Here is a 12626-nt window from a genome sequence, read left to right as displayed (position 1 = left end):
TTAGAATGGTTTTTAGAAAGAACGATTATTCTTCGTATGTATCAATTTTATATAACCACTTCTGTACACTAGCAGGTGGTCCTTCTGTTCTCCACTTTATTGTACACATTCCACAAGAACAGTGAACTTTTCCTTTTGCAAAAATACCGGCAATTTCAGGAGTATATCCCCATGCGTGTTTTGCAATATTCATTTTTCGACGCATTGTACGTTGACGTTGGTGTCTTGTATAAGCACGTGTTCTTTCAAATTTCATATTTGTAATCCCTCCTTGTAGTACAAGTAGCTTGCAAGAGCGTACAAGGAGTTCATCTCTTACAAGCTACTCAGGTACAAGAGGGAAATGAAATATTTCATATTTCACTCTCCAATCTTTTGTTTAAGTATACGTAGTGAAGCTTTATGAAACAACTATTATGCTTAAAAACATATGGGAATGATATCGTACAGACACAAACAACCTCACGCCCACATACACTTAGTAAAGACCACTATTTTGGCGGAGGTGAAAGGTTTGAGTCTATTCGCCGCAATTGGATATATGGTTCGAGAAGTGTTTGTTTTTGTTTCTTATGTGAAGAACAATGCGTTTCCGCAGCCGTTATCATCAGACGATGAGAGAAAGTACTTAGAGTTAATGGAGCAAGGTGATGCTCAAGCGAGGAATCTGTTAATTGAACATAATTTACGGCTTGTAGCTCATATCGTTAAAAAATTTGAAAACACAGGGGAAGATGCAGAAGATTTAATTTCAATTGGTACAATCGGGCTCATTAAAGCGATCGAGAGTTATTCGGCAGGAAAAGGAACAAAACTTGCGACGTATGCAGCACGCTGTATTGAAAATGAAATTTTGATGCATTTACGTGTACTAAAGAAAACGAAAAAGGACGTTTCACTTCATGACCCGATCGGGCAAGATAAAGAGGGGAATGAGATATCGCTTATTGATATATTAAAATCAGAGTCTGAAGATGTAATTGATATGATCCAGCTGAGTATGGAGTTAGAAAAGATTAAAGAGTATATCGATATTTTAGACGAACGAGAGAAAGAAGTTATCGTGAAGCGTTTTGGACTGGGGCTTGATAAGGAGAAAACACAACGAGAGATTGCAAAGGCGCTTGGTATTTCCAGAAGCTACGTATCAAGAATTGAAAAGCGCGCTTTAATGAAAATGTTCCATGAATTTGTAAGAGCAGAGAAAGAGAAAAAAGCAAAAGAATAATGTACATTGCAAGCAGCCGTATTTTAAAATGGGCTGCTTTTCTTTTTGTAAATAAGGAAAGAAAAAGAGTTGTGTTCAGAAGAAATCCATGTTCACTGTTGAAAATGACGGATTCTATCTGTAATATTAGAAGGTGCTAAACAATTTAAGAATAATACCATACTTAGCTTTCTGCATCTATACTGAAACAGTTCTATATGATATGTGGGAATAAGAACCAATTTTACATATGATATAGGAGGAAAAGAAGGGAAAGCTAAAGTTATAGACTAATTAGGAGGTTCCGCAATTTGCGACGTACATTATATCGACTTATGATCGAACTTACAAATGGTCGTTTTACTTCTTATATATTACGTAAATTTGCACAATCTCGTTTAAGCTCTATCATTATTCCATCGTATGCGAAAGTGTTTCAAATTAATCAAGATGAGATGGAAAAGGGTTTGAAGGAATATAGAACATTGCATGAATTATTTACGCGTAAGCTAAAAGAAGGAAAGCGTAGTATTGATACAGATGCATCGAGTATTGTTAGTCCTGTTGATGGTGTTTTTGCTGATCACGGTCCTATTGAGGACACAAAAACATTTGATATTAAAGGCAAGCGTTATTCGATTGTGGATATGCTAGGTAATGAAGAACGTGCACAGCGATATGCAGGTGGTACATACATGGTTATTTATTTAAGCCCAAGTCATTATCATCGTATTCATAGTCCGCTTTCTGGTTCTGTGACTGAAAGATTTGTACTCGGTAGAAAATCATATCCGGTAAATGCAGCTGGTATGGAATACGGGAAAGAACCATTGTCAAAAAATTATCGTTCTGTTACAGAAGTGAATAGTGACGGTGAACATATGGCGCTTGTAAAAGTAGGAGCTATGTTTGTAAATAGTATTGAGCTGCTGCATGAAAGAGACACTGTTCAAAAAGGTGAAGAAATGGCATACTTTACATTCGGCTCAACGGTTGTGTTATTGTTTGAAAAAGATATGATAGAAGTAGTGCAAGAATTGAAGAGTGGACAAGAACTTCGCCTTGGTGAAAAAATTGCTACTCGATTGGCTCATAAGTAAAAAAGATTTTATAACTGTAAGCAAGATTTATGGACAAAGATGCGTAATGATGAAATTCCCTAGATGGGAGTACTTGTTTATTCGAGAGCCATCGCAGGATGGCTCTTTTTACAAGTTAGTTACTTAAAATTTCACTTTATATGTAATCAAGACGATTTGACGAGCTTGTCCTCTAATGAGCGTCTAATAATTTCTTGTTTTATAAGTAAAATGAAGTCGGGATTTAATTTTAGTTCTTTTGCTTTATAATAAGACTCAGTGAGTAACTCAGTAGATAACTGTTCCATATGTTTTGTTTTCAAGGTGAGTCACCTCCTAATAATATAAGGATTGATTCGTTGTTGCATTTAATGTACCAAAAAAATATGACAGTCACAAACGAGTGGTTATCCACATACCTAGGTGGATAAAATGTGTATAGATTGTTAGTAAATTCCAAATTAACTGAAAAATTAATGTGGAAAATGTGTACAATTTTATCCACAGGCCATATATCGAAATATGTTGTCGAAAAATTTTTATGAAAACTCCTCAAAGAGGTGAAAGAAATTGAAACTATTTTTACCAAATGAATATGTGAAAAATGTATATCATGTTCAACCAGAAGATTTGAAAAAACGTGGAATTAAAGGTGTTATTACTGATTTAGATAACACTTTAATTGAATGGGATCGTCCAAATGCAACGCCACAACTTGAAGAATGGTTTTTGAAAATGAAAGAGCAAGGCATTCAAGTAACGGTCGTTTCAAATAATAATGAGCAACGAGTGAAAGACTTTGCTGATCCATTAGGCATTCCATTTATTCATAGTGCACGTAAGCCATTTGTCCGTGCGTTTAAGCGTGCGATACAAGACATGCAGTTGCAGCCAGATGAAGTTGTAGTAATTGGAGATCAATTACTAACGGATGTGCTAGGTGGAAACCGAGTTGGACTTCATACAATTTTAGTTGTACCAGTAGCACAAACGGACGGATTAGTAACGCGCTTTAATCGAAAAATTGAACGAAGAATTATGAGAAACATGAAGAAAAAAGGTTTAATTAACTGGGAGGAATAAAGTTTGACTGAAACAATTAAATGTATTGGTTGCGGTGTAGAAATTCAAACAGAAGATAAAAATGAAGTGGGATATGCTCCTGCCTCATCTTTAGAAAAAGAACAAGTCATTTGTCAACGTTGTTTTCGATTGAAACATTATAACGAAATTCAAGATGTATCATTAACAGATGATGATTTCCTACGTATTCTAAACGGTATTGGAAAATCAGATGCGTTAGTAGTTAAGATTGTAGATATTTTTGATTTTAATGGTAGCTGGTTACCTGGCTTACATCGTTTCGTGGGAAATAATAAAGTATTACTTGTTGGGAATAAAGCTGATTTAATTCCTAAGTCAGTAAAACATGATAAAGTAAAGCATTGGATGCGCTATAGTGCAAAGCAGCTAGGATTAAAGCCAGAAGATGTCTTTTTAATTAGTGCAGCAAAGGGACAAGGGATTGCTGAGCTGGCAGATGCGATTGAGTATTACCGCGGCGGAAAAGATGTTTACGTTGTTGGATGTACAAATGTAGGGAAATCAACATTTATTAATCGTATGATTAAAGAATTTAGTGATGAGACTGAAAATGTAATTACAACATCTCATTTCCCAGGAACAACGCTTGATTTAATTGATATCCCGTTAGACGAAGAATCTTCTTTATATGATACGCCAGGTATTATTAACCACCATCAAATGGCTCATTATGTTGGAAAACAAAGCTTAAAGCTTATTACACCAACAAAAGAAATTAAGCCAATGGTATTCCAATTAAATGAAGAACAAACATTGTTCTTTAGCGGACTGGCACGTTTTGATTACGTAAGTGGCGGTCGTCGCGCATTTACTTGTCACTTCTCAAATCGTTTAACAATCCATCGTACGAAGCTTGAGAAAGCAGATGAATTGTATAAAAATCATGCAGGGGATTTACTAAGCCCGCCAACACCAGAAGAATTAGAAAATATGCCAGAGCTAGTGAAATACGAGTTTAATATTCGTGAACCAAAAACGGATGTTGTATTCTCTGGATTAGGATGGGTTACTGTGAACGAACCGGGAGCAAAAATTGTTGCACACGTACCAAAAGGAGTAAGTGTTTCATTGCGTAAATCTTTAATTTAATATGGAGAGGGATTTATGAAACAATTATATGGTGTAATCGGAAATCCAATTGGACATTCATTATCACCCGTTATGCATAACGATGCATTTGAACACTTGAATATGGATGCCCATTATCATGCCTTTCTTGTTAAAGAGGAAGTGCTAGGGGAAGCAGTAAGAGGTTTAAAAGCGTTAGGTATTTCAGGATTTAATGTAACAACTCCGCACAAAGTTGCGATTATGGATTATTTGGATGAGATTGACCCGCTAGCAAAACAAATTGGTGCAGTAAATACGGTGGTTCATAAGGATGGGAAATTGATTGGCTACAATACAGATGGAATTGGTTTTGTCCGAGCACTGCAATCCATTAGTAGTGAACCACTTCAAGAGAAACGTATTTTATTACTTGGCGCAGGCGGTGCTAGTCGAGCTATTTATTTTTCACTTGCTGATGTAGGTGTGAAAGAGATTGATGTAGCGAATCGTACGGTAGATAAGGCGAAGGAACTTATTACTGCATGTAAGGCTACTGTCCATTCTGTTGCTTTATCGCTAGAGAAAGCAACAGAAGAACAAGGGAATTATGATATTATCATTCAGACGACAACAATAGGTATGCATCCACGCGTCGAACATACGCCGTTACAAATTTCTTCGTTGAATAAGGGAACGATTGTATCAGATATAATTTATAATCCATTTGAAACGAAAATTTTATGTGAGGCGAAAGAGCAAGGTGCAATGATTCAAAATGGTATTGATATGTTTGTTTATCAAGGAGCGCTTGCATTTGAAATGTGGACAGGGCGTACGCCAAATATCGAACGAATGAAACAATTAGTTATAAGAAAGCTTGGAGGCTAACATATATGTTAACAGGAAAACAAAAAAGATTTTTACGTGCACAGGCACATCATTTAACACCAATTTTTCAAGTAGGAAAAGGCGGAGTAAATGAAAATATGATTAAACAAATCGCAGATACTTTAGAAGCTCGTGAGCTATTTAAAGTAAGTGTGCTACAAAACTGTGAATTCGATCGCCGTGAAGTTGCAGAAGAACTTGCAAAAGGTGCACGTGCTGAAATCGTTCAAGTAATTGGAAGCACAATCGTTTTATACAAAGAGTCAAGAGAAAATAAACAAATTAAGCTTCCTCGATAAAAAGATTAGCATGCGCTATTTTTATCGCTGATGCGTAATGATGTAGAGAGCGAAACCAATTGAACTTTTATTAATAGTAACTCTCTTCTGTTAGGAATGAAGAGAGTTGCTGTACGTAAAAGGAAGGGGCGTTTCTTTTGAGGAAAATTGGCATCATTGGCGGTACATTTGATCCGCCACATTATGGACATTTGCTCATTGCAAATGAAGTATATCATGCTTTGAATTTAGAAGAAGTATGGTTCTTACCGAACCAAATTCCGCCGCATAAACAAGGGCGGAATATTACAAGTGTAGAAAGTCGTTTGCAAATGTTAGAGCTTGCGACTGAGGAAGAGGAACATTTTTCTATTTGTTTAGAAGAGCTAAGCAGGAAGGGCCCATCTTATACGTATGACACTATGCTACAATTGACGAAGAAGCATCCGGATGTGCAGTTTCATTTTATTATTGGTGGAGATATGGTTGAGTATTTGCCGAAGTGGTATAACATTGAAATGTTACTTAATCTTGTAACGTTTGTTGGGGTTGCAAGACCTGGGTATACATTGCATACACCTTATCCTATCACCACTGTGGAAATTCCGGAGTTTGCTGTTTCTTCATCTTTATTACGTGAGAGATATAAAGAGAAGAAAACATGTAAATATTTACTTCCTGAAAAAGTACAGGTATATATCGAGAGGAATGGGTTGTATGAATCGTGAGAAAGCACTTCATATTGTGAAACAACAAATGCATGAAAAACGTTATATACACACAATTGGTGTAATGGAAACAGCAATTGAACTTGCTAAGTTATACGGTGTGGATGAAAAAAAAGCTGAAGTTGCAGCTATATTTCATGATTATGCGAAGTGTAGAGCGATTTCAGAGATGGAAGAGATCATTAAAAGTGAAGATTTGCCGAAAGATTTACTTTGTTATAACAAAGAGTTATGGCATGCACCTGTTGGGGCATACTTAGTAGAAAAAGAAGTAGGTATTACAGATCCTGAAATCCTGCAAGCTATTACATATCATACAAGTGGTCATGAGAAAATGACGATGTTAGATAAAGTAATTTATGTAGCTGATTACATTGAGCCTGGGCGAAAGTTTCCAGGGGTGGAGGAAGCTCGTAAACTCGCATATACGGATATAGATCAAGCTTTATTATTTGCGCTAAAGAGAACAATTCAATTTTTAATGGAAAAAGATCAAACGATTTATCCATTAACATTCCAAACATACAATGCAGTTATCAAGGAGGAAATGAGTAAATGAAAGATAAAGATTTATTAGTATTAGCAGCAAAAGCAGCTGATGATAAGAGAGCGGAAGATATGGTTGTCCTAAATATGCAAGGTATTTCACCAATTGCAGATTATTTCATTATTTGTCACGGTAACTCAGATAAGCAAGTGCAAGCAATTGCGCGTGAAATTAAAGCGAAAGCACACGAGTTCCAAATCGACGTACAACGTATGGAAGGTTTTGACGAAGCTCGCTGGGTATTAGTTGACCTTGGAGATGTAGTTGCTCATGTATTCCATAAAGATGAGCGTAATCACTATAATTTAGAGCGTCTATGGGGCGATGTGCCACGTGAAGATATTACAGAAGAGTTAGGCCAATGAACTACGAGCAATTTGCGTTGCTGTACGATGAACTAATGAATGATGTCCCCTATGATAAATGGGTGGAATTCACAGAGGAAAGCTTACAGCAAGCGGATGTGAAAGAGGCGAAGATTCTTGATGTAGCATGCGGTACTGGTAATGTAACGCTTCCGCTTGTACAAAAGGGTTACGATGTAATCGGTGTCGATCTTTCGGAAGAAATGTTAGCAGTCGCACAGCAAAAACTAGGCGAGGCAGGATATTTTATTCCTTTTTACCAACAAGACATGCGAGAGCTTGATGTTCCAGGTGAGTTTGACTGTGTAACGATCTTTTGTGATTCATTAAACTATGTATTGCAAGAAGATGGAGTGCAAGAAACATTCCGAAGAGTGTTTCATCATTTACGTCAAGATGGTTTGTTTTTATTTGATGTACATTCTTTATATAAAATACATCATGTATTTCAAAATGAAACATACACAGTGAATGGAGAAGAAATATCTCTTATTTGGAATTGCTTCCCTGGTGAAGATTCAAACAGTGTAGAACATGATTTAACATTCTTTGTTCAAGACCCAGAAGAAGATGTGTACCATCGTTTTGACGAATGTCACGTACAACGTGCATATCCGGTTGAAGAGTTAACGAAATGGCTTGAAGAAGCTGGTTTTACAGTGCTTCGTGTAACTGGTGACTTTGAGCGACTTGAAGTTACAGAACAAACAGAGCGTATTTTCTTCATGGCGAAGAAAAACGGATAAAACAAAAGCAACCGAGAAGGTTGCTTTTGTTTTGTAAAGAAGCTGTAATTTTAGTTGTAGGATAATAAGAAGATGATATACGTGAATTTTGAAAGTGCTAGTTTAAGTAAAAATGTAATGTGAAAAATTAAGTATTTATAAAAAGGATTTGGAATGACGATGACGTATTTATTATGTGTGCTTATTGAATTGCTGATCAACGCATTTTAAATCTTCATCAAATTTCTCGTGTGTCCGCTCGATTAATTTATGAAACATATCCCCAACATGTTCTTCTAAAACCCGAATGCCTTCTCCTGTAACGCCGCCTTTCACACATACTTTTTCTTGTAAAGTAGGCAATGTGAAAATCCCTTTTTCGAGTAGTTTCCCCATTCCAACGACCATTTCACTTACTAAAGTAGTGGCTTCTTCATGTGTAATATTTGTTTTATCTACAGCAGCATTAATGAAACATTGTAATAAATAACTAAAGAATGCGGGGCCGCAGCTTGCTATATCAGATGAAACGCGCGTTATATCTTCTTCTATTACAAGGGGAGTAGAAATGTTTTTGAATAAGCGAAATAGTTTTTGTTGCCATTCTTCAGAGCAGTTACTTCCAAATGTAAATAGTGATGCGCCGGATAGGGCGCGGTTTGTAATGCTCGGAATAATACGAGCAACATGGCAAGGTACAAGTGTCTCTAATTGTGATGGAGATATTGGACTTGTGATAGAAACTAAGCACTTTTCATCAGAAAAATGTTCAGCGTATTTTTGCAAGATCGGGTATATATCTATCGGCTTTACGCAAATAAAAATAAGATGTGATCGTTCGATTACCTCATCAATAGTTTTGGCTATATGAACAGAAGGGTGTTTTTCCTTTATATGATATGCTTTGGCGGGCGTTCGATTAATAATCGTAAGGCACGAAGGTTTGACAGCACGGGTTTCTAAAAATGCATCGATTAGTATATTCCCCATGTTTCCTGTCCCTATAATTCCTATGTTCAATGTTTCATCCCTCCTTCGTAACAGCTTTCTCCTAAACAATATGAATGATGTTATAAATTTATGATTAGAGGTGAAAAATGATGTGGGATTTTCCAAAGAAATGGTTAGGATTAGCAGCTATTATTGGAACTGTGCTTTTTCTTCTTTTTTGGAAAACGAACGAGCATACAGAGCGATCAGTTATTGCAACGGATGTTCAAGAGAAAGATATAGAGAAGAAAAGTAAACCGAAAATATCGGATACAAAGCAGCAGAAAAAAATAATTGTAATTGATATGAAAGGGGCTGTTGTTAAAGAGGGGGTGTATGAAATGAAAGAAGGGGACCGGGTCAAGGATGCTATTGAAAAAGCAGGTGGTTTTTTGCCTGAGGCAGATAGGATGAAGGTAAATTTAGCACAAATGGTACAAGACCAAATGATTCTTTACGTACCGAATAAAAACGAACAAGTGCAAGAAGTAGCTGCTGTTTCAAAGGGAGAGGGAAAAATTCAAATAAATGCAGCTTCTAAAGAACAACTTGAAAAAATTACAGGTATTGGTTCTCGGAAAGCAGAAAGTATTTTGAAATATCGAGAGGAACATGGTCCGTTTCAAAAAATAGAAGATTTGTTAGAGATTGATGGGATTGGTGTGAAGTCTTTGGAGAAAATAAAAGATCAAATTATTATTCCGTAAAAGATTGACGAAGTTTTTCTTCATTCGCTACACTACAAGTAGACAAAAAAGTAGGTGAAGAATATGGAACGAATTTCATGGGATCAATATTTTATGACGCAAAGCCATTTGTTATCTTTACGTAGTACATGTACAAGGCTTGCAGTAGGAGCGACAATCGTTCGTGATAAACGAATTATTGCTGGTGGATATAATGGTTCAATTAAAGGTGGCGTACATTGTATAGATGATGGATGCTATGTTATTGATAATCATTGTGTTCGTACAATTCATGCAGAAATGAATGCTTTATTACAGTGTGCAAAATTTGGCGTGAAAACGGAGGAAGCGGAAATTTATGTTACGCATTTTCCTTGTTTACAATGTTGTAAGGCGATTATTCAAAGTGGTATTACAGCAGTTTATTATGCACAGGATTATAAAAATCATCCGTATGCCGTAGAGTTATTTGAAAAAGCGAATGTAACGGTGAAACACGTTCCACTAGAATATGATATTGCAGCATTAGAGGATCAAAAGCGTCATATGGAGTTAAAAGAACTATTTGCATCTTTAGAAAAAGAGAACTTATCAATGGAAGAATTACAGCATGTATTCACGAAAGCAAAAATGATGCTATAAGGAGTGAGTATGAGTTGCAAGGACAATGGGGCTATGTTGCAATCTCATTTATAATAGGGATTGCAATTGCCTTCTCTTCTTCAGTTGTATGGCTGACTTGTTGTCTCGTTCTAAATGTTTTCTTTTGTTTGTATCGTACTCCGCGTAAAACTTTCTTTTATTGTATGGTAGCGTGTTTAAGTGGCGCTATGTACACCACGTATGTTCAAGGGCAAAACAAGCCTCTGGGAGAGTCCTACGAAACTACAAGAGGAGTGATACATAATACACCTCTTATTAACGGAGATCGCCTCTCATTTCAAGTTGAAGATCAGAATAAAAATATAGTGCAGTTAAGTTACAAAATGAAATCAGCCTTGGAAAAGAAACAAATGCGACAATTACATGCAGGAGTATCATGTGTATTCGAAGGTGAGAGGAAAGAACCGCAAATAGCTCGGAATTTCCATGGGTTTAATTATCGTGATTATTTATATAAGCAAAATATTCATTTCATATTGGACGCTACATATATTTCTGAATGCCATAAAACATCGTTGTCACTCGTGCAATGGATTCTTCTTTTGAGGCAACAAGCAATCTCAGAAGTTACAGAAATGTTTCCAGAGCAATCAGGCGCTTTTATGAATGCATTAGTATTTGGTGATAGACAACAAATGACATTTGAAGTTGAAGAGCAATATCAACAATTCGGTCTCGTGCATTTGTTGGCGATTTCAGGATCGCATATCGTATTGTTAATGGTAATCGTGTATTTTATTTTGCTAAGAAGCGGTGTGACAAGGGAGGTAGCAACAGTATGTCTTATCTTCTGCATTCCTCTATATATGATTTTAGCAGGAGCGTCACCATCTGTTATAAGAGCTTCTATAACAGGAGTTTTCATGTTAATTGCTTTTATGTGTTCTATTCGTTTATCTAGCTTAGATGCTTTAAGTATAACAGCTATATGTATGCTTATATTTGATCCATATCTCGTGTTTAATATTGGCTTTCAGTTTTCTTTCGTCGGTAGTTTTGCTTTACTTTTATCTGCCCCGCTTTTACTAGAGAGTGGTAATGGAGTAATTCGAAATTCTATTTATATTTCTTTCATTTCACAGCTCGTTAGTACTCCGATTTTGTTATATCACTTCGGTTATTTTTCTCCATATAGTATTTTCTTAAATATCTTATACGTTCCGTTTTTATCTCTCGTTGTATTGCCGTGCAGTATTGTTATTTTGATATGTATACCGATCATCCCGTTTCTTGCAAAAAGGCTTGCGAATGTACTATCAATAGGTTTGAATCTTTCTAATGATTTTTTAAGTTATTGTGAAAACTTACCATTTACCCGTCTTAATTTCGGACAAACACCTATACTTCTTATAGCCTTATATTGCGTGAGTATTATTAGTATATTGATGGTTTGGGAAAGGCGAATGGCAAAGGGGATTCTGTTTATATCTGCGGGTGTATTTCTTTTTATTAGTACATGCCATTATGTATATCCGTATTTTCGAGAAAGTGGGAGTGTTACCTTTCTCGATGTTGGACAGGGAGATGCAATATTAATTCGCCTCCCGTATGATCAAGAGATTTACCTTATTGATACTGGTGGAACAATTCGTCCGAACAAGGAAGAATGGCAACGGAAAAAGCATGAATTTTCTGTCGGAAATGATATTTTGATCCCTTATTTACAAAAGGAAGGTATTAAAAAGATCGATAAATTAATTATAACGCATGGAGATGCGGACCATATAGGTGCTGCGCAAGAGTTATTATCAAATATAACCGTAAAAGAAGTTGTATTTGGCCGAAAGGAACAAGATGCGGAATTAGAAAAAATAGTAAAGAAACAGGCTTTAGAAAAGGAAGTGAAAATAAGAGAAGTGAGAGAAGGAGAAAGTTGGAGCATAAATGGAGCGGAATTTTTCGTATTAGCGCCAATAGGAAAGGAGAACAGTGAAAATAACGCTTCAATTGTAATGTTGGCAAAATTAGGAGGACTAACGTGGTTGTTTACAGGTGATTTAGAAGAAGAAGGCGAGAAGTTTTTAGTAGCTACGTATCCAGAGTTGCGAGCGGATGTTTTAAAGGTTGCTCATCATGGGAGTAATACGTCATCTACAACACCTTTTCTGAGCGTCATACAGCCTAATATAGCGATTATTTCTGTCGGTGAGCGTAATAGGTATGGGCACCCTCATAAGGACGTTATAGAGCGTTTTGAGAAGAGGGGGATTGAAATATGGCGTACGGATAAGCAAGGGGCTATCTCCTATGTTTTTAAAGGGGAAAACGGAACCTTTCTCAGCAAAATCACATATGATGAAACACATAATAGATAAA

The 12626-nt window shown here is 36.3% G+C and carries 16 protein-coding genes; 13 read left to right on the top strand and 3 right to left on the bottom strand.

Annotation, left to right across the window (positions count from 1 at the left end; genetic code table 11):
- Positions 1–25: 25 nt before the first annotated feature.
- Positions 26–256 (bottom strand): hypothetical protein, encoded by a 231-nt coding sequence (locus tag ACTFRN_RS04395; protein ID WP_000667453.1) that lies wholly within the window; start codon positions 254–256, stop codon positions 26–28.
- A 258-nt stretch (positions 257–514) separates the two neighbouring features.
- On the opposite strand from ACTFRN_RS04395, the gene sigK reads away from it, so the two are divergent.
- Both sigK and ACTFRN_RS04385 read left to right on the top strand, forming a co-directional pair.
- Positions 515–1228: an RNA polymerase sporulation sigma factor SigK gene (gene sigK / locus ACTFRN_RS04390; protein ID WP_000051382.1), complete on the top strand. Its 714-nt coding sequence runs from the start codon at positions 515–517 to the stop codon at positions 1226–1228.
- A gap of 290 nt (positions 1229–1518) precedes the next feature.
- Positions 1519–2307: a phosphatidylserine decarboxylase gene (locus ACTFRN_RS04385; RefSeq protein WP_001254997.1), complete on the top strand. Its 789-nt coding sequence runs from the start codon at positions 1519–1521 to the stop codon at positions 2305–2307.
- A gap of 146 nt (positions 2308–2453) precedes the next feature.
- On the opposite strand, the gene ACTFRN_RS04380 is transcribed toward ACTFRN_RS04385, so the two are convergent.
- Positions 2454–2609, bottom strand: coding sequence for a sporulation histidine kinase inhibitor Sda (locus ACTFRN_RS04380; RefSeq protein ID WP_000850094.1), 156 nt, complete (start codon positions 2607–2609; stop codon positions 2454–2456).
- 247 nt (positions 2610–2856) lie between these two features.
- On the opposite strand from ACTFRN_RS04380, the gene ACTFRN_RS04375 reads away from it, so the two are divergent.
- The 8 genes from ACTFRN_RS04375 to ACTFRN_RS04340 all read left to right on the top strand — a co-directional run bounded on the left by ACTFRN_RS04375 (position 2857) and on the right by ACTFRN_RS04340 (position 7992).
- Complete coding sequence (locus ACTFRN_RS04375; RefSeq protein WP_000765306.1) at positions 2857–3369, top strand: YqeG family HAD IIIA-type phosphatase; 513 nt, start codon at positions 2857–2859, stop codon at positions 3367–3369.
- A 3-nt stretch (positions 3370–3372) separates the two neighbouring features.
- Positions 3373–4479, top strand: coding sequence for a ribosome biogenesis GTPase YqeH (gene yqeH / locus ACTFRN_RS04370; protein ID WP_000140795.1), 1107 nt, complete (start codon positions 3373–3375; stop codon positions 4477–4479).
- Positions 4480–4494: 15 nt separating this feature from the next.
- Positions 4495–5328, top strand: a complete 834-nt coding sequence (aroE, locus tag ACTFRN_RS04365; protein WP_000812093.1) for a shikimate dehydrogenase — start codon at positions 4495–4497, stop codon at positions 5326–5328.
- Between the two features lie 5 nt (positions 5329–5333).
- Positions 5334–5627, top strand: a complete 294-nt coding sequence (gene yhbY, locus ACTFRN_RS04360) for a ribosome assembly RNA-binding protein YhbY (RefSeq protein ID WP_000955224.1) — start codon at positions 5334–5336, stop codon at positions 5625–5627.
- A gap of 137 nt (positions 5628–5764) precedes the next feature.
- Positions 5765–6334 carry a nicotinate-nucleotide adenylyltransferase gene (gene nadD / locus ACTFRN_RS04355; protein WP_001226059.1) on the top strand — a complete coding sequence of 190 codons (570 nt, stop codon included), beginning with the start codon at positions 5765–5767 and terminating at the stop codon, positions 6332–6334.
- Complete coding sequence (gene yqeK, locus ACTFRN_RS04350; RefSeq protein ID WP_001078362.1) at positions 6324–6893, top strand: bis(5'-nucleosyl)-tetraphosphatase (symmetrical) YqeK; 570 nt, start codon at positions 6324–6326, stop codon at positions 6891–6893. Before nadD ends, yqeK begins: the two co-directional genes overlap by 11 nt.
- A complete protein-coding gene (rsfS, locus tag ACTFRN_RS04345) occupies positions 6890–7246 on the top strand; it encodes a ribosome silencing factor (RefSeq protein WP_000653200.1) in 357 nt (118 codons plus the stop codon). The genes yqeK and rsfS overlap by 4 nt, the downstream gene beginning before the upstream one ends.
- The gene (locus ACTFRN_RS04340) at positions 7243–7992 is read left to right on the top strand and encodes a class I SAM-dependent DNA methyltransferase (protein ID WP_001105574.1); all 750 of its coding nucleotides are present in this window, start codon (positions 7243–7245) and stop codon (positions 7990–7992) included. Before rsfS ends, ACTFRN_RS04340 begins: the two co-directional genes overlap by 4 nt.
- 171 nt (positions 7993–8163) lie before the next feature.
- On the opposite strand, the gene comER is transcribed toward ACTFRN_RS04340, so the two are convergent.
- A complete protein-coding gene (gene comER / locus ACTFRN_RS04335) occupies positions 8164–8991 on the bottom strand; it encodes a late competence protein ComER (RefSeq protein WP_001020541.1) in 828 nt (275 codons plus the stop codon).
- 77 nt (positions 8992–9068) lie between these two features.
- Here comER and ACTFRN_RS04330 point away from each other — a divergent pair, with 77 nt between their 5' ends.
- The 3 genes from ACTFRN_RS04330 to ACTFRN_RS04320 all read left to right on the top strand — a co-directional run bounded on the left by ACTFRN_RS04330 (position 9069) and on the right by ACTFRN_RS04320 (position 12625).
- Positions 9069–9668, top strand: a complete 600-nt coding sequence (locus ACTFRN_RS04330; protein WP_041184493.1) for a helix-hairpin-helix domain-containing protein — start codon at positions 9069–9071, stop codon at positions 9666–9668.
- A gap of 63 nt (positions 9669–9731) precedes the next feature.
- A complete protein-coding gene (locus tag ACTFRN_RS04325) occupies positions 9732–10289 on the top strand; it encodes a ComE operon protein 2 (protein ID WP_000439783.1) in 558 nt (185 codons plus the stop codon).
- 14 nt (positions 10290–10303) lie between these two features.
- Positions 10304–12625, top strand: coding sequence for a DNA internalization-related competence protein ComEC/Rec2 (locus ACTFRN_RS04320; RefSeq protein WP_001162023.1), 2322 nt, complete (start codon positions 10304–10306; stop codon positions 12623–12625).
- Position 12626 lies beyond the last annotated feature (1 nt).

It is taken from the genome of Bacillus cereus group sp. MYBK245-2, from assembly GCF_051916145.1.
Classification (GTDB): domain Bacteria; phylum Bacillota; class Bacilli; order Bacillales; family Bacillaceae_G; genus Bacillus_A; species Bacillus_A pacificus.
This window is presented reverse-complemented; position numbering and strand designations above follow the sequence as displayed.

Excerpts from the sequence above, each read along its gene's own strand:
- ACTFRN_RS04395 (WP_000667453.1), bottom strand. The coding sequence starts at position 256 with ATGAAATTTGAAAGAACACGTGCTTATACAAGACACCAACGTCAACGT.
- aroE (WP_000812093.1), top strand. The coding sequence starts at position 4,495 with ATGAAACAATTATATGGTGTAATCGGAAATCCAATTGGACATTCATTA.
- yhbY (WP_000955224.1), top strand. The coding sequence starts at position 5,334 with ATGTTAACAGGAAAACAAAAAAGATTTTTACGTGCACAGGCACATCAT.
- yqeK (WP_001078362.1), top strand. The coding sequence starts at position 6,324 with ATGAATCGTGAGAAAGCACTTCATATTGTGAAACAACAAATGCATGAA.
- rsfS (WP_000653200.1), top strand. The coding sequence starts at position 6,890 with ATGAAAGATAAAGATTTATTAGTATTAGCAGCAAAAGCAGCTGATGAT.
- ACTFRN_RS04340 (WP_001105574.1), top strand. The coding sequence starts at position 7,243 with ATGAACTACGAGCAATTTGCGTTGCTGTACGATGAACTAATGAATGAT.
- ACTFRN_RS04330 (WP_041184493.1), top strand. The coding sequence starts at position 9,069 with ATGATGTGGGATTTTCCAAAGAAATGGTTAGGATTAGCAGCTATTATT.
- ACTFRN_RS04325 (WP_000439783.1), top strand. The coding sequence starts at position 9,732 with ATGGAACGAATTTCATGGGATCAATATTTTATGACGCAAAGCCATTTG.